The following is a 24,701-nucleotide window of genomic DNA, read 5'->3' on the forward strand; positions in this document are numbered from 1 at the left end:
GGGCCTGACAACACGAACCTGCATCGAAGGATGGAGGCGCAGAAGTTGCGTCCTCCGGCCCTCGAGCACGCCCGCCCCCCGCTCCTAGCGTCGACGGTGTTCCCGCACCCGTCCTCCCGGAGCCCGCCATGCACCCCGCCACCGCCCTCCCGACCGTGAGCCCCGCCGCCGGTGCAAGGGGAGCACCCGCCGTCCAGCTCGTCGACGTGACCCGGACGTACACGGTCGGCCCGGTGGTCGTGCCGGCGCTCCGGGGCGTCTCGCTCGCGCTCCCCGCCGGGTCGTTCACGGCGATCATGGGCCCGTCCGGCTCGGGCAAGTCGACCCTGCTCGCCTGCGCGGCCGGGCTGGACACGCCGACGTCGGGCCGCGTCGTCGTCGGGGGAGTGGAGACGACCCGCATGTCCGCCGACGCGCTGACGCGGTTCCGCCGCGAGCACGTCGGCTTCGTGTTCCAGTCGTACAACCTCGTCGGTCACCTGACGGTCGCCGAGAACCTCGTGCTCCCGCTGCTGCTGGCCGGGCGGCGGGCCGAGCCCGTGCGGGTCGAGGCGGCGCTCGCCGCCGTGGGGCTGCTCGGCCTCGAGCGTCGCCGCCCGGGCGAGCTGTCCGGCGGCCAGGCGCAGCGCGTCGCGATCGCCCGGGCGCTCCTCGCCCGCCCCACGGTGCTGCTGGCGGACGAGCCGACCGGCGCGCTCGACTCCCGCACGGGCGCCGAGGTGCTCGCGGTGCTCCGGCGGCTGGCCGCGGAGTCGGGGCAGACGGTCGTGCTGGTGACGCACGACCCGGCGGTGGCCGCCGCGGCCGATGCCGTCCTGTTCCTCGCCGACGGCCGGCTCGTCGACCGCCTCGACGCGCCGACGGCCGCGACCGTGGCCGACCGCATGCGGGGGCTGGGCCGGTGACCGGGCTGTGGGGTGTCGCTGCCGCCGGCGTGCGCGCCCACCGGGTGGCCGCGGCGGGGACCGCGCTCGTGCTCGTCCTGGCCGGGGCGCTGCTGGGCGCCACGGGCGTCCTTGCCGAGTCGGGTCTGCGCGCAGGGGGCGCCGACCCGACCCGTGGCGGCGGCGTCGTGACGCTCGCCGGGTCGTTCGGCGGGTCCGCCTGCGGGATCGTCGTGGTGGCGGTCGCGACGACGGTCTCCCTGGCGCTGCGTGCCCGACGGCGCGAGCTCGCGCTCGTGCGGACGGTCGGCGCGACGCGGGCCCAGGTCCGCGGGCTGGTGGCGCGCGAGGCGGTCCTGGTCGCGCTCGTCGCCGCGCCGCTCGGCGCCCTCGCGGGGCTGCCGGCCGCGCGGGTCCTCCGCGGGCTCGTCGTCGACGCGGGCCTCGCGCCCCCGGACTTCGAGGTCGCCCTCTCGCCGCTGCCGGTCGTGGCCGCGACGGTGCTCGTGACCGGGACCGCCCTCGTCGCGGGGCTGGTCGGGGCGCGCGAGGTGCTGCGCGACGCCCCCACGGCGGCGGTCGGCGCGAGCGCGGCCGAGCCGGCCACGCTCGGGCACGGGAGGCGGGTCACGGCGTGGGTCCTCGCCGCCGCCGGCGTGCTCGCGGCCTTCTCGCCCGTGGCGTTCCCGGGGACCGTCGGCAGCACGGCCGCGGCGTCGTCGGTGCTGCTGCTGGTCGGGGCCACGGCGGTCGGTGGGCCGGCCGTCGTCGGCGCGCTCTTCGGGGCGCGTGGGACCCGTGGGTCGCGAGGCGACAGCCGGCGCGCTCCCGCCCTGCCGGGCCCGCCGGTGCGGGGCGTCGGCCGGTGGCTCGCCGTCGCGTCCGCCCGCGGCTTCGCGCGGCGCCTCACGCTCGTCGTCGTGCCGCTCGCGCTCGTCGTCGCGTTCGGCACCGTCCAGACGGCGACCGACCGGGCAGCCGCGCGGGCGTCCGCCGCGCAGCTCGTCGCGGGCCTGCACGTCGACCTCGTGGCGCAGGTCCCGGCCGGCGCGACGCCCGCCGCGGCCGACGCGCTGGTCGCGCGGGTCGCGGCGCTCCCGGGCGTGCGCGGTGCGGCGGTCGAGTCCGGGACCACGGTCGCCGTGCGCAGCGACGACGACGCCGACCTCGGCCCGCTCGCGTGGGAGACCGCGGGGGTGCGCGCGTTCCAGGCCCCCGCGTTCGACGGCTTGGTCGACCCGCGCGTGACGTCCGGGTCGCTCCGCGCGCTCGCCGCGCCGGGGACGGTCGCCGTGAGCCGGGACGCGGTGCTGGGCGACGGCACCGGGGTCGGCGACCCGCTCGTGGTGCGGTTCGCCGGGGGGCAGGAGGCGCGGCTGCGCGTCGTCGCGGTCTACGAGCGGGGCCTCGGGTTCGGCGACTACCTCATGGGCGAGTCCACGGTGCGGGCGCACGGGCACCCGGTCGCCGGCGACGTCCTCGTCCGCGCAGCCGCGGGCCGCGTGGGCGCGGTCGAGCGCGAGCTGGGCGCGCTCGGGCTGGCGGCCGAGGCGCCGTCGTCGTACGTGGCCACCCACGCCGGGACGGGCGAGGCGGAACGCCGGCTCTCGGAGCTGTCGCTGCTCTCGCTGCTCGCGTTCGTCGTCGTGGCCGCGCTCGACGCCCTCGTCCTCACGACGCTCCAGCGCCGCGACGAGGTCGTGCTGCTGCGCCGGACGGGCGCGACCCGGCGGCAGCTGGTGTCCGCGTCCTGCTGGGAGGCGCTGCTCGTTGCGGGGGCGGCGGGCGTCGTCGGGACGCTCGTCGCTGCTCCCGCGGTGCTCGGCGCGGGCTACGGGCTCCTCGGGTCCGTCGTGCCGGTGGCGGACTGGCGGACCTGGGCCGCGCTGGTCGGGGCGTCGGCCGTGGTCGCGTTCGCCGGCACCGTCCCGGCGACGCTGCGCAACGCGGCCGGCCGGACCGCCCGCTGAGCGGCACGTCGGGCGGACGGTGTTACGGCTGAGTAACATGCTCGCGACAGCGCTGTCCGGGCTCTTCCCAGCCTGTCGCACGCGACGTAGCGTGACGACGCAGCACGGCCAGGTCCACCCGCTTCGGGTCCGGTGGACGACGGAGTCGACCCGAGCCGGTGACCCCGGCGAGGTGGCGCACCGCGGCCGCCCACCACCCGGAGCTGGAGGACATCTCGCGCATGACACGATCAAGCACACGAGCCGGGCGGGACCGGCACCTCAGGACGGACCGTCCGGGAACGAGGGTGGTGGCAGCGATTGCCGCCACCCTCGTCGCGTCCGCGGGCGGCGTCGGCGCCGCCGTGGCGGCCTCGGCCGACGATGACGGCACGACGCTCGCGTCGCCCGCCACGGTCGTGGCGCCGCAGGCCGTGGACCCGAGCACCAAGCTCGCCGGCTCGCTCGCCACGTCCGTCAAGGGCCGCCACTCGGTCTTCGTCCAGCTCTCGGGCACCGGCGCCGCGGACGTCTCCGCGGACACGTCGGGCACGACGACGCAGAAGAAGGACGCCGCGAAGGCGCGGCGCTCGGCCGTCGCCAAGACGGCGTCGTCGGTGGTCGGCACGGCCGAGGCGCACGACGACGACGCGAGCAAGCTGTTCGAGGTCTCCAACGCGGTGCCGGGCGTGGCCGTGAACGCGGACGGCGCGGCGATCGACGCGATCGCGCAGCGCTCCGACGTCGTCAAGATCACGCCGCTCGTGCCCAAGAAGGTCTCGAACTCGAGCACCGCGAACCTGACCCAGGCGCTGGCCACCTGGCAGGACTACGGGAACACCGGCAAGGGCGTCAAGGTCGGCATCATCGACACCGGCATCGACTACACCCACGCGGACTTCGGTGGGGCGGGCACGGTCGCGGCGTGGAACGCGGCGCACGCGAACAGCGCCGGGCCGTGGACCCCGACGGCGAAGGTCGTGGGCGGGTACGACTTCGTCGGCGACGACTACGACGCCGACCCCGCGGACACGGACACCTACCAGCCCGTCCCGCACCCCGACCCGAACCCCCTGGGCTGTGCCAGCCACGGCACGCACGTCGCCGGCACGGTCGCCGGCTACGGCGAGAACGCGGACGGCTCGACGTTCACCGGGAGCTACAAGCAGCTCACGGCGGACAAGCTCATGACCATGAAGATCGGCCCCGGCATGGCCCCCGACGCGTCGCTGTACGCGCTCAAGGTCTTCGGCTGCGACGGCTCGACCGACGAGGTCCTCCCGGCGCTCGACTGGGCGCTCGACCCGAACGGCGACGGCAACTTCTCCGACCACCTCGACATCGTCAACCTGTCGCTGGGCTCGGACTACGGCGTCGTCGACGACCCGGAGAACGCGGTCATCGACAAGCTCGCCGCACACGGCGTCCTGCCGGTCATCGCCATGGGCAACGCGGGCGACCTCACCGACACCGGCGGCTCGCCGGGCAACGCGGTCCGCTCGCTCGCCGTCGCGAGCTCGGTGGACGCGTACCAGCTCCGTGACGGGCTGAAGGTCAACGCGCCGTCCGACGTCGCGGGCATCGCCGCCGGGCAGTTCTCGGTCGCGTACCCGTGGGCGACGGCGGCACCCGTCACGGGCGACGTCGTGAAGCTCTCGAGCGCGAACGCCGACGGCTGCGACGCGTTCTCGGCAGCCGACGCTGCGACGGTCAAGGGCAAGGTGGCGTGGCTGACCTGGGACGACAACGACGCGACGCGTCGCTGCGGCTCCGCGGGTCGCGCGAACAACGCAGCCGCGGCCGGTGCCGTCGGGGCGATCTTCACCTCGGGCCTCGACGTGTTCGGCGCGGGCATCACGGGCAGCGCCGCCATCCCGGTGATCCAGCTCCCCAAGGCCCAGACGGACCGCCTCCAGGCCTCCGTCGACGCCGGCACGCTGAACGTCACGTTCGACGGCTCGCTCGCGGCGACCATCAAGGACGTCACCCCGTCGATCACGGACACGCTCAGCTCGTTCAGCTCGCGCGGCACCCACGGCTCGCTCGGCGTCGTGAAGCCGGACGTCACGGCTCCCGGCGACACGATCGCGTCCGCGGGCCTCGGCTCGGGCGACGGGGTCCTCGTCGACTCCGGGACCTCGATGGCGACGCCCCACGTCGCGGGGATCTCAGCGCTGGTCAAGGTGGCGCACCCCGACTGGAGCACCGAGCAGCTCAAGGCCGCGATCATGAACACGGCCGACCACGACCTGTACACGGGCGACGACAAGTCCGGCGACATCTTCGGGCCGGCCCGCGTGGGCTCCGGTCGCGTCGACGCGCTGAACGCCGTCAACACCTCGGTGCTCGCGTACGACACGGACGTCAAGGGCGGCGTCTCGGCGTCGTTCGGGGTCGTCGCGGTGCCGGCGAACAAGGCGGTCGTGACCGAGAAGCGCACGGTCAAGGTCCAGAACACCGGGTCGAAGGCCACGACGGTCACGCTCAAGTACCAGGGCATCGTCAAGCAGCCCGGCGTCACCTACACCGTGAAGCCGGCGGCGACGAACCTCAAGGCTCACTCGAGCAAGAACGTCACTGTCACGATGACGGTGGTCACCAAGTCGCTGCGCAAGACGCTCGACCCGACCATGGCCGCGACGCAGACCGACCCGTACACGGGCGGCACCGAGGCACGGCAGTACGTGTCCGACGCGTCGGGCCGGCTGCTCGTGAAGCCGGCCGGAAAGTCCGCGCTGCGGGTGCCCGTCTACGGGGCGGCCAAGCCGACGTCGACGACGTCGACCAAGGCGACGACGTTCCGCAGCGGCAAGAACACCCTGAGTGCGCTGACCCTCAAGGGCCAGGGCGTGTCGCAGGGCTCCGGCTCGACGGCGTTCCGCTCGCTCGCGTCGGTGCTGCAGCTCGGCGACACCAGCCCGAAGCTGCCGAAGTGCCAGGGCACGCAGATGGACGGCTGCACCTGGGGTGCGACCGCCACGTCCGGTGACCTGCGCTACGTCGGTGCCGGGTCCGTGAAGGGCACGCAGGGCTACAAGAACGGCGCCCTGTGGTTCGGTCTCTCGACCTGGGGCGACTGGGCGACCGTCGGGAACACGGTCATCCCGTACGTCGACATGGACACGAACGGCGACGGCAAGGCCGACTACGAGGTCTACGTGCAGAACGCGCCCTCGACCGACCTGCTCGAGGCGTTCACGGTGCGACTGTCCGACGGTGCGCTCGTGGGCCTCGCGCCCGTCAACTTCAACGAGGGCGACGTCGACACGAACGTGTTCGACAACAACGTCCTGACGATCCCCGTCAACCCGGCGGCGATCGGCGTGAAGGCGACGGACACGTCGTTCCCGATCACCTACCAGGTGGGTGTGTCGACGGCGTTCTCGAACGTCGACCTCGACCACTCGAAGGCGGTGCAGTTCGACGTCGCCGACCCGGGCGTCTCGGTCTCGAGCCCGCTGTACTCCGACCAGGGCGGCACGTCGATCGTGTACACGCTCGGGTCGGACGTGGCGAAGAAGGGCACCGACGCGCTCGTCCTGCACCTGCAGGGCACCGAGGGCAAGCGCGCCGAGGTGGTGCACCTGACCAAGGCGTCGAAGCCGAAGGCCGCGCCGCACGGCAAGCAGCACGCGCCGTCGTACTCGCACCTGACGGGCCACACGCACGCGTGGACCCTGAAGGGCGCGACCGACTGACGCGCCGCTGAACGGACGGCCACGGCCCCGGTGGGAGATCCCGCCGGGGCCGCGGCCGTGCTGCGCCGGTCTGCTCAGGCCTCGAGGTCGGCCCAGCCGGCGATGTCGACTCCGTGGTTCTCGGGCGAGGCGACCGTCCAGGTCCTCGGCAGGAACTCGCCGCTGACCAAGCGGCCCCCGGTCGCCACCGCTGCGCGCGTGCGCTCCTCGGTGAGCTCAGCAGGCAGCGAAAGATCGATGTGCGTACGCCCCCGGCCCGGTCGGGGGTTCGTGAGCTCGTGGAACCACAGGTGCGGCCCGCGGCGCAGCGGGTCGACGAGGTCCTCGTCGCCGACCCGGACGTACCCGAAGACTCGCTCGAAGAACGGCCGGAGGTCGACGCCGGCGTCCTGCGCGACGGCGATCCCCACGACCTTGAGGGCGCTCGGGTCGGGCTCGAGGCCCATGCGGTGCGCGGCCTCGCTCACCGCGACGGCCAGCTGGGCGTCGAGGCGGCTCAGCGCGCCGTCCGGGCGCGAGCAGGTCCGGATCGCGACGCCCTCGGGGCGCACGTCGACGTCGGGATCGTGCCGGACGGCGGCAGCCACCTTCGCGATCTCGGTCACGAGCTCGACGGCCTGGGTGAACGACGTGGTCCGGTAGAACGCCTGGGCGCCCCAGAACAGGACGCGCCAGTCCTCGACGCCGGGCGTGGCGTGGAAGTCCTTCGGGAACAGCTGCTCGAAGGGCTGCTCATCAGGAATCGGTTCGGTCATCGTCCTCCTCCTTCTCCCGCGCCCGACGACGGCGTCGTCAGCGCGCGCCGTGCCTCACTGCACGTCCTGCACCAGGCAGAACGGGTGGCCGGCCGGGTCGGCGTAGACGCGGAACCGGTCGGCGGGGTGGCCGTCCTCCTCGGGCGTGCCGCTGACGGCCCGCGCGCCGGCGGCCAGCGCGTGCTCGTGCGCGTCCTCGAGGTTGTCGACGGCGACGTCCAGGTGCACGCGCCCGACCGTCGAGTCGCGCGACCACGGGGGAGGCGTCGCGTCGGAGCGTTGGAACGCGAGCCGCGGTCCGTCGTCGGGCGCGACCAGGACGAGCCAGTCGTCGCCGTCGGGGTCCCACTCGGCATGCCCGGGCGCGTACGGCCAGTCGAGCAGGCGCCGGTAGAACTCCGCGAGCTCGCGGGGCTCGGGGCAGTCGAGGACGATCTCCCGCAGACGCACGGGCGCTCCCTTCGCGTCCCGGCTCAGCCGACGCGCTCGACGCGGGGCGGCAGCCACGTCCCGTCGAGGATCGCCTGCTCGGGCCAGTAGTCGCGGATGTAGAGCGAGAACGCCGCCGGGGGCGCGGGCAGCCAGTTGCTCTCGGGGGCGCCGTCCGGCCGGGTGTTCCCGACGTAGATCGTCAGCGACCCGTCGTCGCCGTACACGAGGTCCGGGTTCTTGGTGCCGAGCGAGTACCGGCCGAGGTCGTTCTCGAAGTAGAAGTGGTGCTCGTTGTACAGGGTCAGCGAGAAGAACCCGTGCACCGGCGGCAGGTCGCCCGCCGCGAACGTCACGGTGTATCCCTGCGTCCCCTCGAGCTGTCCGCCGTCGACGTCGGTGTCCGTGAAGATGTACTTCGTCTCCTGCGGAGCGTTCTCGAACATGTTCGACCGGGCGATCGCCGCCCGGGTGAGGTAGTCCGTCCCGAACGCCGAGTTGTTCTTCGGCGAGAACCATCCGTTGCCCGCGGCCGGCCCGTTGAACTCCCAGCGCAGGAGCGGGGAGATGAGCTCCTGCTCCGCCTCCTGAGCGACCTCGAGCAGCGTCTGCTTGACCTCGGGCGACGCCTCGGCGGCCGCGAGCAGGGTGCGGAACTGCTGGTAGAGGGACTCCTCGCCCGGCAGCGGCGGCACCGTGGCGAGGACCTCGGGCAGCTGGTCGAAGAAGTGCTCGGGGTCGACCCACCGGATCTCGCCGGCGCTCACCTCGCCGGGGACGGGGAAGGTCGGGACGTTCGCCCAGTCGTCGGTCTTCATCGTGCCGTCGAACTGGTCGAGGGGGTAGATCGTCACGTACGGCAACAGCTCCATGACCGCGGCCCGGTCCTCCGGGGTGTCCTCGATGAACACGCGCGGGCAGAAGGCGGCGAGCGCCGTCGTCGAGCGGAACGACCCGGTGATGCCCTCGGGCAGCTCGCCGTCCCAGTGCGGCCCGACGACGGCGTAGAAGCCGGGCTTCGTGCCGTACTGCTTGCCCATCTGCGCGAACGAGTCGGTGCGGTGGTCCCAGGCGGCGGCGACCCAGAACCGGTCGCCGAAGTCGGGGACCTGGAACACGGCGGGCTGCTCGTCGATGCTCCCGAACCCGAAGCCGTAGAGCACGTCCTGGTTGGTGCAGGCGACGAAGCGCTGCCCCGCCGGGATGTAGTCGGTCAGCATGCACACGCGACCCAGCGGCGCGTTCGGCAGGACACCGCCACGGAGGCCCGGCTCGGGGACGGACGTGAGGGCGGTCCGCCGGTTGATCATCGACACCATCGGCCAGCCCCACACGTAGGCGAACCTGCCCACCGTCCGGACGTAGGAGTCGGGCAGGAGCGCACCGGGCACGGGCCCGGCGGGAGTCTCGGGCATCGGGGTCCTCTCACAGGCGTCGACGGGACAGCGACGACGCTAACCACGTCCGGGCGCCCCGGCGACCGGAGGCGCCGCGGGCGGCCTCAGCGGCCGACCTGCTCCTCCAGCCACGCCACGTCGCGGGGCGCGTCGGCGTGCGTCTCGCAGATCACCGGGGCACCGACCGCCTGGACCAGCGCGACGAGGACCGCGGGGTCGATCTGCCCGTCGGTGAGGCTCGCGTGCCGGTCGGCGCCCGAGCCGAAGGTGTCCCGGCTGTTGTTGGCGTGCACCAGGGAGATGCTCCCGACGACGGCGCTCACGTCCGCCGCGGCCGTCTCCAGCGGGATGCCGCTCGCCCAGCCGTGGCACGTGTCGAAGCAGAAGCCCAGCGGCACGCCGGCCTTCTCGGCGGCGGGCGCGACCACGGACCACAGCTGCTCGACGCGCTCGAGGCCGCGGGCCATCGCGCCGTCGCCGCCGGCCGTGTTCTCGATCAGCACCGGCACCTCCGACTGCAGCGGCTCGATGGCCTTGCGCCAGTTGTCGAAGCCGACCTCGAGCGGGTCGCCCTTGCCGACGTGCCCGCCGTGCACGATCACGCCCTTCGCGCCGACGAGCGCGGCGCCCGTGACCATCTGCTGCAGGAGCTTGCGCGACGGGATGCGGATCCGGTTGTTCGTGCTCGCGACGTTGATGACGTACGGCGCGTGCACGTAGAGGTCGAGGTCGGTCGCCTTCGCCGCGTCGCGGAGGGCGGCCGCGCGCTCCTCGGGGGCGGCGTCGTCGGACCCGGCGACGGGGAAGGTGAACTGCGGGCCCTTCCAGCCCTGCGGGTCGCCCAGGAAGACCTGGGCCTGGGTGGCGCCCATGTCGAGGGACTGGGCGACGGCGTCGTGCTGGTCGACGTGAGCTCCGATGCGCATGCGCCCCAAACTACGCGGCGCCGCCCACGGTCTGCTCGGCGGTCGAGGTCCGCTCGCTGGTGGTGTCGCGGCGCGGCATGAGGAGCACGGCGACGAGCAGCAGCACGGCAGCGGCGACGACGCCGACGAACACGCGGTGGACGGCGGTCGCGAGCTCGGGGCCGGACGGGTGCCCGGCGTGCGCGCCGAGCGTCGCGTTGACGACGGCGCCGTAGACCGCGACGCCCACGGCCGAACCGATCGAGCGCGCGAACATGTTCGCGCTCGTCACGACGCCGCGCTCGGACCAGCCCACGCTCGACTGCGCCGCGACCATCGTGGGGACCGCGCTGAAGCCCATCCCGACCCCGATCACGAGGCAGAAGGCGCCGACCTCCCAGGGCGTCGACGCGTCGTCGAGCAGGAGCAGGAGCGCGGACCCGACGGTGACGATCGACGCGCCGAGCAGCGACGTCGAGCGGAAGCCCCAGCGCAGGTACACCCGGCCCGCCAGCGAGGCCGCGGCCGGCCAGCCGAGCGTCATGGTCGCGACGGAGAACCCGGCCACGAGCGCGCCCGTGCCGAGGCTGATCTGGACGAACGTCGGGACGTACGACGTCAGCCCCAGCACGACGGCGCCGATCGCGAGCGAGGCGACGGTCGTGGTGACGAGGATCCTTCGGCGGAACACCCACAGCGGCAGGACGGGCTCCGGCGCGACGCGTTGCCGCAGCACGAACAGGACGCCCAGCAGCACCCCGCCGCCGAGCACCGCGACTCCCGTCACCGAGCCCCACGCCCATGCCTGCCCGCCCTCGAGCAGGCCGAGCAGCACGAGGATCGAGGAGCCGGTGAGCAGCGTGGCGCCGAGGTAGTCGACCCGGTGGGGCCGCCGCTCGACCTTCTCGTGGAACGACCGCGCGAGGATCCAGCCCGCGACCAGGCACAGCGGGATGTTGACCCAGAAGATCCAGCGCCACGACACCCACTCGGAGAAGATGCCGCCGATGAGCGGGCCCGCGACCGCCGACACGCCCCACACGCTCGCGAGGTAGCCCTGCGCGGTCGCGCGCTCCTCGACCGTGTAGATGTCGCCGGCGATCGTGATGGACATCGGCATGATCGCGCCGGCGCCGAGGCCCTGCACGGCCCGGAACACGATGAGCGCGGGCATCGACCAGGCGAACCCGGCGAGGATCGAGCCCGCCAGGAACACGGCGATGCCGGCGAGCATGAGCGGCTTGCGCCCGACGACGTCGGCGAGCTTCCCGTAGATCGGCGTCGAGGCGGCCTGGGCGAGCAGGTAGACCGACAGGAGCCACGGGAACTGGGTGAAGCCGCCGAGGTCCGCGGTGATGGTGGGGATCGCGGTCGCGATGACCGTCGAGTCGAGCGCGACGAGCGCCGTCGACAGCATGAGCGAGAGCAGGATCGGGCCGCGGTCGGACCGGAGCCCGACGGACGCGCGCGAGACGCGGGGGGAGGTGGACACCACGACCTACCGCAACCGGACGACTCCCCCCGCTGTTCCCGGAGGCGGGGCCGTCGGCGTGGCGTGCCGGTGCGGCGGCGACGGCGGGGCCGAGCGACCCCCTGCGCCGCTCGGCCGAGAAACCCCCCACGAGCCATTGTGATAATCCGGCCCCCGTAACGCGCAACGAGGTGCCGCTTCACCCGGTTTTTCACCCGCTCTTCGGTGGCGAACGAGCAGGTCGGCGCGACGTGTCAGGACGCCTCCGGGGGATTAACGTTCCGACCAGTGCCATTGGTACGGTCGTCCTATGTCAACGCGGCAAGTGGGGCGTCCTCAGGACCCGGCGATCAGCGAGGCGCTGCTCCGCGAGGCCGAGCGCATCATGACGACCGAGGGCTTCTCGGGCCTGACCGTCGAGCGCATCTGCAGCGACATCGGCTCGACCCGGCCCGCCTTCTACCGCCGGTACCGCAACGCGGCCCACCTCGCGTTCGACGTCGTCCGCCGGCACTTCGGGGCCGAGCCGCCGGCCGCGACCGGCTCGCTCGAGGGCGACCTGATGGCCCTGCAGCTCGCCGAGGTCGCGATGTTCTCCGACCCGCTGATGAGCAAGAACCTGTCCGGCCTGCTCGAGTCGGCCCTCGCCGACCCGACGCTCGCCGACACGTACGCCGGCCAGTTCATCCTGCCGCGGCGCGCCCGCGTCGTGGACGTGCTGGACGCGGCCGTCGCCCGGGGCGAGATCGCCGGGTACGACGATGTCCCGTTCCTCTGCGACCTGCTCGTCGGCCCGTTCTTGTCCCGGGCGCTGCTGCCGGGCTCCGAACCCATCGACGACACCCTGGCCCGCTCGACGACGCGCGCCGTCCTCGCGACGCTCGGGGCGCTGGCGCCGGCGGCGTAGTCCGCACCGCGCGCCGCGGGGCTCACACGCCGTCGACGCGACCGACGAAGTCGAGGACCGCCTCGGCGAGCCGCTCCGGAGCCTCCAGTGCGACGTAGTGCCCGACGCCGTCCAGCGACACCGCGCTGACCTCGCCCGACGAGGCCTCGGAGAACGTCGTGGCGGTGAACGAACGTCCAGCGGCGCCGACCGCGAGCACGGGGACCGTGAGGCCCGGAGACTCGGCGAGGGCCCGGATCTCGGGACCGTCGCGCAGCATCGACCGGTAGAGGCCGGTCGCCCCGCGCCACCCGCCCGGCCGTGCGTAGGTCCGGACGATGTCGTCGACGTCCTCGGGAGTCCCGTCTGCACCCGCGCCGCCGAGGTCGAACCGGCTGATGAGCTCCCGCTCGCGCCCCGCCAGCAGGAGCTCGGGGATGCCGGGTGCAGCGAGGGCGCCGATATACCAGGCGCCGCCGCGGGTGACGTCGGCGAGGGCCTCCATCCCGAAGCCCGGCAGGCCGGTCTCGATCGCGACCAGGCTCCGCACGTCCTGCGGGTGCTGGGTCGCGAGACGGAACACGGTCTGCCCGCTCACGTCCTGCCCTGTCACGTGGACCGGGCCGACGCCGAGCTGCTCGACGAGCAGGTGCAGGTCCTCGGCGGAGGTGGCGCTGTCGTACTCGCCGGGCCCCGCGTCCGAGTCGCCGAAGCCGCGCAGGTCGACCGCGTAGACGCGGTGACGCGCGGCGAGCAGCGGCAGGAGGCGGCGGAAGGCGCGCCACGTCTCCGGGAACCCGTGGACGAGCAGGATCGGGGAGCCCTCGGTCCCTGCCGAGACGTAGTGCAGCGTCGTCCCGTTCAGGTGGGCGTGGTGGTGCGTGAGGGCGGCGGCGGTCACGGCGTTCACGGCGTTCTCCTCGGGTTCGACAGTCGTGTCATTAGACAATGTGGTTGTCCATCAAGATAGACAACCACCGTGTCGTTGTCCAGATCTCGCGCCCCGCTCTCCCGGCCCTGTCGTACCCTGCGGCCATGTCTCGCTCCGGCGCCGACCTCGCGCTCCTCCTCCTCGGCGGCTTCCGCTCGCTCGTCGACGCCGCGCACGACGAGCTCGCCGCGCGCGGCTACGACGACGTGCGGTCGGTGCACGACTTCGCGATGCGGGCGATCGTGTCCGGCGCCGACTCGACGTCCGAGCTGGGGCGCCGCCTGTCGGTCTCCAAGCAGGCGGCGGCCAAGACGGTCGCGGTGCTGCAGGAGCGCGGGTACGTCACGCGCGAGCCCGACCCGGGCGACGCCCGCCGCAAGCACCTGCGGGTGACCCCGCTCGGCTCCGAGGTGCTCCGGGAGGGCGAGGCTGTCTTCGACGACCTGCGCCGGCAGTGGGCCCGGCAGATCGGGCGCGCGGAGCTCGAGACCCTCGAGAAGCACCTCGCCGCGCTGGTCGGAGACGCGCGGATCCGCCTGGACACGCCCGGCTGGCTGGCGCGGGGCAGCGGCGAGCCGGGCTGACCGCGGCCGCGAACGGTGTCAGCGGGCGGGTGCTGCGCCGTGGAGCGCGTTGCTGATCAGCCGGTCGACGAGGTCGGCGTCCAGCGCCTCGTCGAGCACGAGGAGCCGGTGGTAGCAGGCGCCCCAGAGCTGGTCGACGAGCACGTCCAGGGGCGCGTCCTCGCGGAGCTGCCCGCGCTCGCGCGCCCGCGCGAGCACGCGCACCGCCTCGTCGCGTCGCGGTCGGCCGTACGAGGTGGCGAACGCGGCACGGAGCACGGGGTCTGACTGGGCCGCGCCGATGAGCTCGCGCACGACCTGGCCGGCGCGGTCATCGGTCATGAGGTGGGTGAAGGCCATGAGCTGGCTACGGAGGTCGGCCTCGACGTCGCCCGTGTCCGGGAACTCGAGCGCCTCCTCGACCCGGTCGAAGTAGGCCTCGGCTGCGAGCGCGCCCGGGCTCGGCCACCACTTGTAGAGCGTGGTCTTGCTCGCCCCCGACGTGGTCGAGACGCGTTCGAACGTCACGGCGGCCATGCCGTCGTCGAACAGAAGGTCGGCTGCCGCGGCGAGGACCTCGGCGCGCACCTCGCCGGCGGGGCGTCGGCCGCGGCGTCGGCGGGGGGTGGACGCGTTCTCTCCAGAAGTGGACACGTCGTCCATTATTGCGTACGGTCATCTCTATCTGAACGACCCGTCCATATTGAGGCGGGTCGGAGCAACGGAGGAGGCACCATGACCAACCGTGTGGCACTCGTGACAGGTGGGTCCGGCGGCATCGGGCGGGCGGTCGCCGGGAGGTTGGCCGACGACGGCCTCGACGTCGCCGTGCACTACCTCGGCAACGCCGACCGGGCCGAGGATGTGGCGGCCGAGGTCCGTGGCCGGGGCCGCCAGGCCGTCACCGTCCGCGCCGACCTCGGCGACGAGGCGTCGACGCTCGCCCTCTTCGACACCGTCGAGGCCGAGCTCGGGGGAGTCGACGCCGTCGTCCACACGGCGGGGATCATGCCGCTCGCACGGGTCGCCGAGACCGACCTCGAGACCTTCGACCGCGTCCTGCGGGCGAACGTGCGCGGCACGTTCCTCGTCGCCCGTGAGGCCGCGCGCCGCGTCCGCAGGGGCGGGGGCATCGTGCTCTTCTCGACGTCGATCACGCGGCTACAGACCCCCGCCTACGGCGCCTACGCGATGTCGAAGGGGGCGGTCGAGGCGCTTCCGCTGATCCTCGCCCGCGAGCTCGCCGGCCGCGACGTCACCGTCAACGCCGTCGCGCCCGGGCCCACCGACACCCCGCTCTTCCGTGAGGGCAAGCCCCAGGAGCTGATGGACCGGATCGCGGGTCTCAACCCGGCCGGGCGCCTCGGTACCCCGGACGACGTCGCCGAGGTGGTCGCGGCGCTCGTCGGGCCGGCGCGCTGGATCAACGGCCAGACGATCTTCGCGAACGGCGGAGCGGCATGAGCCGCGAGCAGGCGCGCGAGGTCGAGCACCTCCTGCGGAGCGGGCCGCTCGACCTGGGTGGTGACCTCGCCGAGCAGCGTCCGCTCCTCGAGGCGCTCATGACGTCGCACCCGCTGCCTGCCGGGATCACCGAGGCGACCGGGACGCTCGGCGGGGTGCCGGTCGTCGAGGTCGCTCCCGCCACGCCGGCGGCGACCGGGGTCCTGCTCTACCTCCACGGCGGCGCCTACGCCCTGGGCTCGGCCCGTGGAGGCGCCGGGCTGGCGGCCGAGCTCGCGGTGCGCACCGGCCGGCGGGCGCTCAGCGTCGAGTACCGGCTCGCGCCCGAGCACCCGTACCCGGCGGCGCTCGACGATGCGCTCGCCACGTACCGCGCGCTGCTCGCCGACGGGACGGGGGCCGAGGAGGTGGTCGTGGTCGGTGAGTCGGCCGGGGGCGGGCTCGGGCTCGCTCTGCTCATGGCTGCTCGAGACCAAGGGCTCCCGCTGCCTGCCGCAGCCGTCCTGCTCTCCCCGTGGGCCGACCTGACGCTCTCCGGGGCGTCGGTCGTGGAGCGCGCGGACCTCGACCCCGCGCTGACGGGGGCGGCGCTCCGGCGTCGCGCCGTGGACTACGCCGGTCCGGCCGATCCGGCGGCGCCGGGGCTCAGCCCGGTCCGTGGCCGGTTCGACGGGCTCCCGAGCCTCCTCGTCCAGGTCGGGTCCGACGAGATCCTCCTGGACGACGCCGTACGGGTCGTGGCCGCCGCTGCGGCCGCCGAGGTCGCGGTGACGCTCGAGGTCACGCCCCACGTCCCGCACGTCTTCCAGGGGTTCGCGGCCGTGCTCGACGAGGGTCAGCGCGCGCTGGCGTCTGCTGCGAGGTTCGTGGACGACCAGCTGGAGACGGCGGCCGTCGCCACGGTCGCCGAGGCTGCCTGAGTGCTCACGCGTCCCGTCAGGGGAGCGGAGACGGCCGAGACACCGATCCAGCTTCGGTATCTCGGCCGTCTCGCTCTCTCCGCCCTGCGGGTGAGGTCAGTCCACGACCTCGAGCAGGTTCTTCTTCTCGGCGTCCGTGAGGTTGGTGAGGACGAGGTGCCCGCCCAGCCCGTGGACGCGCTCGCCCAGCCGATCGAGGTTCGCGCCCTCGGTGACCGCGAACAGCGCGGAGGTGCCCTGGGTGATCTGCGCGCGGAGCTGGTCGAGGTCCGACTCCTTGATCCCGAGGCCGTTCAGGGCCTTGCTCGCGCCGCCGATCGCCGCGCCCGCCGCCGCGCCGATGAACGGAACGAAGAACAGCAGCCCGAACACGAACCCCCAGAGCGCGCCCCAGCCCGTGCCCTTCTTGGTGTCCTCGTGGCCGTGGTGCGTCGTCGGGCGGGCGTCGCCCTCCGGCCACGACACGACGGCCGTGTCGTGGATCTCGACCAGGCCCTCGCGCCCGGCCTGGCGCAGGATGCCCTCCGCCTCGTCGGCCCGGGCGGCGTCGTCGTACTTCCAGACGGTGAAGGTCGTCATCCCGCGCCTCAGCCCAGGATCTTCGACTTGGCCTGGGCGAACTCCTCGTCGCTCAGGATGCCCTGGGCGTGCAGCTGGCCGAGCTGCTGGAGCTGCGCGTACAGGTCGTCGCCGCCCCCGGCGGGCGCGGCCTCGACCTGGGCGGGCACCGGTGCCGCCTGGACGGGCTCCGCGTAGACGGGCTGGGGTGCCGTCTGCTGGGCGGCGTACTCCTGCTGCTGCTCGTACGAGCGGCGCTGCTGGTGCCGCGCCATCGCGCCGGTGGTCGCGGTCGCGGTCCCGGCGATGACAGCCGTGCGGGCGGCGGTCCCGATGAGACCCGGGCGTCCGATCCTTGCTCTCCTGATCACGGTGGTGCTCCTTCGTGTCGAACGGGCTGCGGGGTGGGGCGTCAGTCGAGCGCGTCGGCGCTCGCGTTGACGACCTCGGCGGGGATGCGCTCAGCGATCACGACCTCGGCGCCCACCTTCCCGAGGGCCTCGACGAGGCTCCGGGCCCAGGTGTGCTCGATGACCGCGACGAGCGCGGCGCCGCCCGGCTCGAGCAGGTCGGCGACCGCCTCGACGTCCTCCTCGGTCGCGAGGTCGGCCCCCGTGTCGCCGAGCTCGTCGACGCCGGGGATCACGCCCTCCGCGAGCTCGCCCGCGTCGACGGTGCCGTCCTCGCCCTTGCGGACGACGAGCAGGTCCACGACCGTGATCGCGTCGCTGCCGAGGAGGTCGGCGACGGCCTCCCGCACGACGTCGTCGACGTCGCCGTTCGGCAGGCTGATCGCGTAGAAGTCCGCCGGGCCGTAGATGGTGTCGCTCATCGCGTTCCTCTCGTCGAAGGCCGGGACGCCGCGCGGCGCCCCACCCGTCCACCCTCGCCCGCGCGGCGCGCGACCGGCTCATCCCCGGAGGGTGATCCGTCCGCGCCGCCGCCCGTGGTTCGCTGACGGTGTGTCAGACGGCGCACGCCCGCTCGTCACCACGAGGACCCTGCTGCGGCTGGCCGTTCCCGCGCTGGTCGTCGGCGTCGTCAGCGCCCTCCTGCTCTTCGCGCTCTCCGGGCTGGCCACGGACCTCGAGCACCTCGTCTGGGACGACCTCCCCGAGGCGTGGGGGATCCGCACGACGGACACCTGGTGGACGGTGCTCGTCCTCACGGTGACGGGGGTCCTCGTCGGCGCCACCGTCCGCTGGATGCCGGGGCACGCCGGGATCGACCCGGCGACCGCCGAGCTGATCGCCCCGCCCCTCGGGCTGCGGGTGCTGCCCGGCCTCGCGGTCGCGCTCGTGCTCGGACTGGCCGGCGGGGTCAGCCTGGGGCCCGAGAACCCGATCATCGCGATCAACGTGGCGCTCGCGGCCTGGTTCCTGTGCCGGCCCCGGCTGGGCGTGCCCGTCCCGATGGCGGTCGCCCTGGCGGCCGCGGGCACGGTCGGCGCCCTGTTCGCGACGCCCGTCGCTGCGGCGCTCGTCCTCACCGAGACCTTCGCCGAGCGCGGCGTGCAGGGCGGCGCGCTCTTCGACCGGCTGTTCGGCCCGCTCGTCGCCGCCGGGGCGGGTGCGGTCACGATGGACGTGCTCGGGGCGCCGACGTTCGCGGTCCAGCTGCCCGCGTACCCGGGACCCGCGCTCGGCGACGTGCTCTCCGGGGCGGTCGTCGCCGTGGCCACCGCGCTGCTCTGCCTGTCCGCGGTCCTCCTGCTCGCGCCGGTCCACCGCGCCTTCCACGCGATCCGGAGCCCGGTGGTCGCGCTCGGCGCCGCGGGGCTGGTCCTGGGACTCCTCGGCCTGATCGGCGGCCCGGTCACGCTCTTCAAGGGCCTCTCCCAGATGAAGGAGCTCGCCCAGCAGGCCGACACGTACACGTGGCTGGGGCTCGCCGTCGTCGGGATCGTGAAGCTCGGCGCTCTCCTGGTCGCCGCCGCCGCGGGGTTCCGTGGCGGCCGGATCTTCCCCGCCGTGTTCGTCGGCGTCGCGTTCGGGCTCTCCGCGACCGCGCTCGTCCCCGCCGTCCCGCCCGCGGTCGCGGTCTCCGCGGGCGTGCTGGGCTCCGTGCTGGTGGTGACGCGCGACGGATGGCTGGCGCTGTTCATGGCGACCGCCGTCGCCGGCGACATCCGGCTCCTGCCGCTGCTCTGCATCGCCGTCGCCCCGCTCTGGCTCGCGGTCCGGGCGATGCCGCCGCTGCGGGCGACCGCCGCCGTCGGACGCGCGGAGTTCGGCGCGCTCGGCCCCCAGGCGGGCGCGACCGCCTGAGGCCGGGTCATCCCCGGCGGGTGATCCGTCCGTCCCGGCCGGACGCGAAGGTGGGGGAGTGACCGCGACCGCCTCGCAGCCCAGCGCTGTCCCACCGTCCCCGCCGGCCGCTGCCCGCACCTGGCCGGTGTTCACCTCGCTGCAGGGCTACCGCCGAGCCTGGCTCCGCGGCGACGTGATCGCCGGGCTCACGGTCTGGGCCGTCCTCGTCCCCGAGTCGCTCGCCTACGCGACCATCGCGGGCGTCTCGCCCGTCGTCGGCCTCTACTCGGCGGTGCCGTCGCTGATCCTCTACGCGGCGTTCGGGAGCTCGCGGCACCTGGTCGTCGGGCCCATGTCGGCCACAGCCGCCCTGTCGGCGAGCATCGTCGGCGCGTTCGCGAAGGGCGACGACCCCCTCTTCCTCACGCTGACGACGGTCGTCGCCCTCGTGACCGGCGTCCTGTGCCTGGTCGCGGGCGTGGTGCGGCTGGGCTTCCTCGCCTCGTTCATCTCCGAGCCCGTGCTCAAGGGCTTCATCATCGGCCTCGCGCTGACCATCATCATCGGCCAGGTCCCCGCCGGCCTGGGCGTCGAGAAGGGCGAGGGGAACTTCTTCGAGAAGCTCTGGCACATCCTCACCGAGCTCGGAGACATCAAGTGGGCGACCGCCGCGCTGTGCGCGGGCTGCCTCGCGATCATCCTCGTGCTGCGGCGCGTCGCGCCGAAGATCCCGGGCTCGCTCGTCGTCGTCATCCTCGGGATCCTCGCGGTCAAGGTCTTCCACCTCGACGACCACGGCGTCGACATCGTCGGGCACATCGATGCCGGCCTCCCCGACGTCGGGCTGCCGGACGCGACCTGGACGCAGTACAAGGACCTCGTCGGCCCGTGCCTCGGCACCATGCTCGTCGGCTTCGCCGAGGCTCTGGGCGCCGCCAAGACGTACGCCACCCGGGCCGGCTACGACATCGACCCCAACCGCGAGCTCATCGGCATGGGCGCCGCGAACCTCGGCTCCGGGCTCGCGTCCGGCATGGTCGTCAACGGGTCGCTGTCCAAGACCGCGGTGAACGGCGGGGCCGGCGCCAAGACCCAGGTCTCGGGGCTCACCGCCGCGGTGCTCACACTCTTCACGCTCCTGTTCCTCACGGCACTCTTCGAGTCGCTGCCCGAGGCCACGCTCGCCGCCGTCGTGATCGCCGCCGTGATCGAGCTCGTCGACATCGCAGCGCTGCGCCGGCTGTGGAGCCTCGCCACCCCGTCCGTCCGGGCGCTCTACGGGACCGCGGCCCGCTACGACTTCTACGCGGCGCTCGCTGCCGCGCTGGGTGTGCTGCTCTTCGACACGCTGCCGGGGCTGGTGATCGGTGTCATCCTCTCGCTGCTGCTCCTGCTCGTCCGGGGGTCGCACGCCCGGGTCGCGGTGCTCGTCCGCGACGACACCGGCGCCTGGGTGGACGGCGAGCGGGCCGGGCGCCTGGCCCGGCCGGCGCACGCCGTCGACGGGGTCCTCGTCGTGCGGCCGGAGGCAGGCCTGTTCTTCGCGAACGCCGAACGCGTCCGGTCGGCGGTGCGTGCGCTCGCCGCCCAGCAGAACCCGCGGCTCGTCGTCGTGGACGCCGAGACGGTGCCGTTCGTCGACGTCGACGCGGCCGAGATGCTGTCGACGCTGAAGACCGACCTGGCGCGGACGGGCGCCCGGCTCGTCGTGGCCCGCGACGTCGGGCAGGTCCGCGACGAGCTCCGGGCCGCGCTCGACGAGCACAGCCAGCCGCAGCTCTACCGGGACGTCGAGGACGCGGTCGCGAGCCTCCCGGCGACCGAGACGCGCGACGCCGCCGACGGCGGCCGGGACGAACGGGGGCCGGCGGGCACCGGGGCCTGACGTCGCAGGCGACGGCGCGACGTCGGACCTGGTGCGTGCCGTTCCCCGCGCGCGTCCGGCGAGGTCTCGATACGGTCAGCGCATGACAGGGGCAGGGCACCCCAGCGTCAAGATCACGGTCCCGCACGCGATGGCGCGGACCGTCGACCGACCGGCGCTGCGGCAACGACTGGACGAGCTGACGCGCGCCCACCGGGTGGTCGTGGTGTCCGCTCCCGCTGGCTACGGCAAGACGACCGCGCTCGCGCAGTGGGCCGAGAAGGAGGCCCGTCCGGTCGCGTGGCTGTCGCTCGACGCGTTCGACGACGACCCCGGGCGGCTGTTCCGCGGACTGCTCGCGTCGGTGCGCGCCGCGCTGGGCCGCGGCCCCGACCTGCACGACCTCGACGTTCACGAGGGCGACGACGACCCGTCGTCCGCACTGACCGCCCTCCGCCGTGTGCGCGGTCCCGGCGCAGGGGCACGTCTGCGCCAGTCCCACGTCGACGCGCTCCTCGTCGCGCTGGAGGAGGCGGGCCGGCCCCTCGTCCTCGTGCTCGACGACGTCCACGTGCTCCACGCGCCCGGTGCGCGGGACCTCCTGGCCAGCCTCGCCCGCTACGCACCGGACGGCGTGCACCTCGTCGTCGCCGCGCGCTACGACCCGCCGCTACCCGTCCAGCGCCTCCGCGCGTCCGGGGACCTGGGGGCGCTGCGCCGCGAGGACCTGGCGCTCGCCCCCGAGCACGTCGAGCTCGTCGTCGCCGAGCTCGGTCTGGACGTCGACGCCGCCACGGTGCACGAGCTCGCCCGGGCGACAGGCGGCTGGCCCGCCGCCGTCCGGCTCACCGGCCTCGCCCTGCGCGACGCCCCGGACCCGGCCGCCCGCATCCGCGGGCTCTCCGTGGTGCCCACGCCCCTCGCCGACTACCTGCTGGAGGAGGTCGTCGGGACGCTCGAGCCGGAGGTCGCGGCGTTCGTCCTCGACGCGACCGCGGTGCAGCGCGTCGACGCCGAGCTCGCGCGGGCCCTGCACGGCGACGCCGGCCCTGCGCTGCTCGAGCAGTGCGTGCGCTCGGGCCTGTTCCTCGCGGCGTTCGAGCGTGCCGGGGCGCCGACGTCGTACCGCTGGCACGAGCTGTTCGCCGCGCAGTGCCAGGCGGTGCTGCGCCGGTCCGACCCCGCACGGTTCGCTCGGGTGCACCGGGCCGCCGCGGAGGCGCTGGGGCCCTCGGACCTGGCGGCCGCCGTCGGCCACGCGACCCTGGCGCAGGACCCCGAGCTCGCGACGCGGCTGCTCCTCGCCGGCTGGTCGGACGCGTTCGTCGCCGGCGAGACCGGCACGCTCCGCCGCCTCGTCGACGCCGTCGGCGGGCCCGAGCGCGACGCCGCCGACGTCGTCCTCGTCGAGGCCGCGTGCCGCGTGCTCGACGCCGACCCCGCCGCCGACACGCTCGTGGCACTCGCCCGCAGCCGCCGTGACCGGCTCCCGGCGGACCGGCGAGCCACGTTCGACGTCGCGGAGCCGCTGGTCTCGCTCCATGCCGCGCGCGAGACCGGCGCCGGTCCGGAGACGGACGTGCTCGACCGCGCCCAGGCGCTGCTGGCGGCCGCCGACGTCCTCGAGCCCGGGACGCGGGCGCTCGCGTCCTACGTCGTCGGGAGCGCGGAGGCGCGGCTCCCCGCGCACGACGCGGAGGCCCTCGTGCACCTCGGCGAGGGGGCGCGCCTCGCGGCCGAGGCGGGCTGCGTCGCGACGGAGCTCGCGTGCCTCGCGGAGGCCACGGTGCCCCTGTTCGGCGCGGGCGACCTCGACGGCGCGGCGCGACAGGCGCGCGACGTGCTCCTGCGCGCGGACCGGCTCGGCTGGGACGACACCGCCGCCATCGCCCCGGCACACCTGGTGCTCGGGCTCGTCGCCTCGGTGCGCGGCGACGGCGACGAGGCGCGGGCCGCGCTGCAGCGCACGCTCGAGCTCACCACGACGCGCGGCCGGGCGGTCGGGCTGCGCGCCGCCGTGCTGCTCATGGCCGCCTGCCTCGGCGCGGGCGACGCGGCGGGCCTCGCCCAGGCACGCGCCGACGTCGCCTCGCGCGCGGACCTGCTCGCCGGTGAGCCGGCGGTCGCCGACCTGCTGCGGGTCGTCGAGGCCCGCGTGCTCGTCGAGGCCGGCGACGCGCGCGCCGGCTCGGACCTGCTCCGCCGCGCGGGCACGGGCCCCGGGCTGCCGCTCGCGCGCGTGTGGGCCGCCGACGTGCACCGCCGGGCGGGGCTGCGCGAGGAGGCGTGGTCCTCGCTCGCGGGCGTGCCCGCCGATCCGGCGGACGCCGAGGTGTCCGTCTCGCTCGCGCTCACGACGGCGCTCCTGCACGACGCCGGCGGCGACGCCCGGCGCGCGCACGAGGCCCTGGAGGCCGCGCTCGACGCCGCTGAGGAGCGGCAGGTGCTGCGCCCGTTCGGCGAGCTGGGTCCCGAGCTCGCCGGGCTGCTGGGCTCGCACCTGACGTGGGGGACGCGGCACGACGCGTTCGTCGGGGCGCGGCTCAGCGCGCTGTCCGCCCACGACGACCACCGCACCGCCGCGTACTGGGAGCTCACCGAGCGGGAGCGCGAGATCCTCCTGTACCTCCGCTCGTCCATGACCGCCGCCGACGTCGCCCGCGCGCTGTTCGTGTCCGTCAACACCGTCAAGACGCACCAGCGGGCGATCTACCGCAAGCTCGGCGTGACGGGGCGACGCGACGCCGTCCGCGTCGCGTTCGAGCGCGGGCTGCTGGCCGGGGCCTGACGGTCACGTTCCGTTCGCCGACCGTGACGGGGGCGTCCGTGGCCGGGTCGTCGGGCAAGAACCTCTTCCGCCGACCAAGCGCCGATCAGCTGCTTGTTCGACGCCGGAGCCGCTTGCTCGGCGCACGTCCGACTCGGACCCTGCAGGGAGCTCGAGCGGATCGCGCCGGACGAACCGCGCGTCACCGTCGGCGAGCGGGGGGTCACTGTCGGTGGGGTGCCCGGTCGTCGAGACCGTCCGCATTCGGCGCGGCGTCGGCGTCGGCGTCGGCGTCTGCGGTGTCGCTCTCGACGTCGTCCATGCCGCCCGAGCGCCGCCACGCCTGCAGCCCGTAGGACGCGACCAGCCCGGCGACGAGGGTCGCGAGGAAGATCTGTCCGGTCAGCGCCTCGATGTTGGCGAGGCTGCGCCCGGCGGGGCTGGCCGGGGCGAGGTCGCCGTACCCGGTCGTCGTGAGCGTCGTGAACGAGAAGTACTGGAACGACCGGACGTTCTCGTTGCCGCCGCCCGCGAAGAACGGGTGCGGGCCCAGCCAGGAGACGACGGCGAACACCGCGCTGAACGTCATCCCGACGAGCAGGTAGGCGCTGAGCGCCCCGGCGATCGACTGGAGCGTCACGTGCGGGTGGCGCAGCACGCGACCCAGGATCGACACGAGGGTCACCACGAGCATCACGGTGACGAACACGGTGCCGATGCCGGCCGCGTCGCTGGGAGGCAGGGTCAGGTACGCCACCCCGACGACGACCACCGCGACGACGAGCGTCACGACCATGGCGACGCGCTGCCGGTGGCTCGGGGCCGAGGCGCGGAACGCGATCAGGAACGCCAGGACGTACAGGGCCGTGACGACGACCTGCACGGCGCCGTGGCCGCTCGCCGAGTACAGGACGTAGGTGGTGAGCAGCAGCACGAGCACGACGACGAAGTCGTCGGTCCGGCGGACCGCGCGCCTCACGGCGCTCCACGGCCCGCGCCGCGGGGGAGCGA

Annotated in this window: 21 protein-coding genes; 10 read left to right on the forward strand and 11 right to left on the reverse strand. The window is 74.3% G+C overall.

Annotated features, from left to right (window positions below; translation table 11 throughout):
• The first annotated feature begins 128 nt into the window (after positions 1 to 128).
• The 3 genes from ACLQ14_RS14520 to ACLQ14_RS14530 all read left to right on the forward strand — a co-directional run bounded on the left by ACLQ14_RS14520 (position 129) and on the right by ACLQ14_RS14530 (position 6,531).
• Positions 129 to 905, forward strand: coding sequence for an ABC transporter ATP-binding protein (locus ACLQ14_RS14520; RefSeq protein WP_425814222.1), 777 nt, complete (start codon positions 129 to 131; stop codon positions 903 to 905).
• On the forward strand, positions 902 to 2,854 hold the full coding sequence (locus ACLQ14_RS14525) for an FtsX-like permease family protein (RefSeq protein WP_425814224.1): 1,953 nt from the start codon (positions 902 to 904) through the stop codon (positions 2,852 to 2,854). The genes ACLQ14_RS14520 and ACLQ14_RS14525 overlap by 4 nt, the downstream gene beginning before the upstream one ends.
• A gap of 290 nt (positions 2,855 to 3,144) precedes the next feature.
• Positions 3,145 to 6,531: a S8 family peptidase gene (locus ACLQ14_RS14530; protein ID WP_425814226.1), complete on the forward strand. Its 3,387-nt coding sequence runs from the start codon at positions 3,145 to 3,147 to the stop codon at positions 6,529 to 6,531.
• A gap of 74 nt (positions 6,532 to 6,605) precedes the next feature.
• Here the strand turns inward: ACLQ14_RS14530 and ACLQ14_RS14535 are convergent, their stop codons facing one another.
• The 5 genes from ACLQ14_RS14535 to ACLQ14_RS14555 all read right to left on the reverse strand — a co-directional run bounded on the left by ACLQ14_RS14535 (position 6,606) and on the right by ACLQ14_RS14555 (position 11,434).
• On the reverse strand, positions 6,606 to 7,286 hold the full coding sequence (locus ACLQ14_RS14535) for a VOC family protein (RefSeq protein ID WP_425814228.1): 681 nt from the start codon (positions 7,284 to 7,286) through the stop codon (positions 6,606 to 6,608).
• A 54-nt stretch (positions 7,287 to 7,340) separates the two neighbouring features.
• Positions 7,341 to 7,736: a VOC family protein gene (locus ACLQ14_RS14540; protein ID WP_425814230.1), complete on the reverse strand. Its 396-nt coding sequence runs from the start codon at positions 7,734 to 7,736 to the stop codon at positions 7,341 to 7,343.
• A 23-nt stretch (positions 7,737 to 7,759) separates the two neighbouring features.
• A complete protein-coding gene (locus tag ACLQ14_RS14545) occupies positions 7,760 to 9,130 on the reverse strand; it encodes a DUF1254 domain-containing protein (protein ID WP_425814231.1) in 1,371 nt (456 codons plus the stop codon).
• A gap of 86 nt (positions 9,131 to 9,216) precedes the next feature.
• Positions 9,217 to 10,038 carry a deoxyribonuclease IV gene (locus ACLQ14_RS14550; RefSeq protein WP_425814232.1) on the reverse strand — a complete coding sequence of 274 codons (822 nt, stop codon included), beginning with the start codon at positions 10,036 to 10,038 and terminating at the stop codon, positions 9,217 to 9,219.
• A 10-nt stretch (positions 10,039 to 10,048) separates the two neighbouring features.
• The gene (locus ACLQ14_RS14555) at positions 10,049 to 11,434 is read right to left on the reverse strand and encodes an MFS transporter (RefSeq protein WP_425814293.1); all 1,386 of its coding nucleotides are present in this window, start codon (positions 11,432 to 11,434) and stop codon (positions 10,049 to 10,051) included.
• 364 nt (positions 11,435 to 11,798) lie between these two features.
• Between ACLQ14_RS14555 and ACLQ14_RS14560 the strand changes: the two genes are divergently transcribed.
• Positions 11,799 to 12,395, forward strand: a complete 597-nt coding sequence (locus ACLQ14_RS14560) for a TetR-like C-terminal domain-containing protein (protein WP_425814234.1) — start codon at positions 11,799 to 11,801, stop codon at positions 12,393 to 12,395.
• Positions 12,396 to 12,417: 22 nt separating this feature from the next.
• Here ACLQ14_RS14560 and ACLQ14_RS14565 read toward each other — a convergent pair whose 3' ends face one another.
• The gene (locus tag ACLQ14_RS14565) at positions 12,418 to 13,284 is read right to left on the reverse strand and encodes an alpha/beta fold hydrolase (RefSeq protein WP_425814236.1); all 867 of its coding nucleotides are present in this window, start codon (positions 13,282 to 13,284) and stop codon (positions 12,418 to 12,420) included.
• 125 nt (positions 13,285 to 13,409) lie between these two features.
• Here ACLQ14_RS14565 and ACLQ14_RS14570 point away from each other — a divergent pair, with 125 nt between their 5' ends.
• Complete coding sequence (locus tag ACLQ14_RS14570) at positions 13,410 to 13,889, forward strand: MarR family winged helix-turn-helix transcriptional regulator (protein WP_425814238.1); 480 nt, start codon at positions 13,410 to 13,412, stop codon at positions 13,887 to 13,889.
• A gap of 18 nt (positions 13,890 to 13,907) precedes the next feature.
• On the opposite strand, the gene ACLQ14_RS14575 is transcribed toward ACLQ14_RS14570, so the two are convergent.
• Complete coding sequence (locus ACLQ14_RS14575; protein WP_425814240.1) at positions 13,908 to 14,531, reverse strand: TetR/AcrR family transcriptional regulator C-terminal ligand-binding domain-containing protein; 624 nt, start codon at positions 14,529 to 14,531, stop codon at positions 13,908 to 13,910.
• 72 nt (positions 14,532 to 14,603) lie between these two features.
• On the opposite strand from ACLQ14_RS14575, the gene ACLQ14_RS14580 reads away from it, so the two are divergent.
• Both ACLQ14_RS14580 and ACLQ14_RS14585 read left to right on the forward strand, forming a co-directional pair.
• Positions 14,604 to 15,332, forward strand: coding sequence for an SDR family oxidoreductase (locus tag ACLQ14_RS14580; protein WP_425814242.1), 729 nt, complete (start codon positions 14,604 to 14,606; stop codon positions 15,330 to 15,332).
• A complete protein-coding gene (locus tag ACLQ14_RS14585; protein WP_425814244.1) occupies positions 15,329 to 16,252 on the forward strand; it encodes an alpha/beta hydrolase fold domain-containing protein in 924 nt (307 codons plus the stop codon). Before ACLQ14_RS14580 ends, ACLQ14_RS14585 begins: the two co-directional genes overlap by 4 nt.
• A 96-nt stretch (positions 16,253 to 16,348) precedes the next feature.
• Here the strand turns inward: ACLQ14_RS14585 and ACLQ14_RS14590 are convergent, their stop codons facing one another.
• Genes ACLQ14_RS14590 through ACLQ14_RS14600 form a run of 3 tightly spaced genes read right to left on the reverse strand, consistent with a single transcriptional unit; the run spans position 16,349 to position 17,642 of the window.
• Positions 16,349 to 16,831, reverse strand: coding sequence for a DUF1269 domain-containing protein (locus ACLQ14_RS14590; protein WP_425814246.1), 483 nt, complete (start codon positions 16,829 to 16,831; stop codon positions 16,349 to 16,351).
• Between the two features lie 8 nt (positions 16,832 to 16,839).
• Positions 16,840 to 17,181 (reverse strand): SHOCT domain-containing protein, encoded by a 342-nt coding sequence (locus tag ACLQ14_RS14595; RefSeq protein ID WP_425814248.1) that lies wholly within the window; start codon positions 17,179 to 17,181, stop codon positions 16,840 to 16,842.
• 41 nt (positions 17,182 to 17,222) lie between these two features.
• Positions 17,223 to 17,642 (reverse strand): DUF6325 family protein, encoded by a 420-nt coding sequence (locus tag ACLQ14_RS14600; protein WP_425814250.1) that lies wholly within the window; start codon positions 17,640 to 17,642, stop codon positions 17,223 to 17,225.
• A gap of 130 nt (positions 17,643 to 17,772) precedes the next feature.
• Here ACLQ14_RS14600 and ACLQ14_RS14605 point away from each other — a divergent pair, with 130 nt between their 5' ends.
• From ACLQ14_RS14605 to ACLQ14_RS14615, 3 genes are all read left to right on the forward strand, one after another.
• On the forward strand, positions 17,773 to 19,077 hold the full coding sequence (locus ACLQ14_RS14605; RefSeq protein ID WP_425814252.1) for an ion channel protein: 1,305 nt from the start codon (positions 17,773 to 17,775) through the stop codon (positions 19,075 to 19,077).
• 58 nt (positions 19,078 to 19,135) lie between these two features.
• Positions 19,136 to 20,944, forward strand: a complete 1,809-nt coding sequence (locus ACLQ14_RS14610; RefSeq protein WP_425814254.1) for a SulP family inorganic anion transporter — start codon at positions 19,136 to 19,138, stop codon at positions 20,942 to 20,944.
• An 82-nt stretch (positions 20,945 to 21,026) separates the two neighbouring features.
• Positions 21,027 to 23,711, forward strand: coding sequence for a LuxR C-terminal-related transcriptional regulator (locus ACLQ14_RS14615; protein ID WP_425814256.1), 2,685 nt, complete (start codon positions 21,027 to 21,029; stop codon positions 23,709 to 23,711).
• 202 nt (positions 23,712 to 23,913) lie between these two features.
• On the opposite strand, the gene ACLQ14_RS14620 is transcribed toward ACLQ14_RS14615, so the two are convergent.
• Positions 23,914 to 24,669, reverse strand: a complete 756-nt coding sequence (locus ACLQ14_RS14620) for a potassium channel family protein (protein WP_425814258.1) — start codon at positions 24,667 to 24,669, stop codon at positions 23,914 to 23,916.
• Between the last annotated feature and the right edge of the window lie 32 nt (positions 24,670 to 24,701).

The organism is Luteimicrobium sp. DT211, from assembly GCF_049844995.1.
In the GTDB taxonomy this organism is placed as follows: domain Bacteria; phylum Actinomycetota; class Actinomycetes; order Actinomycetales; family Cellulomonadaceae; genus Luteimicrobium.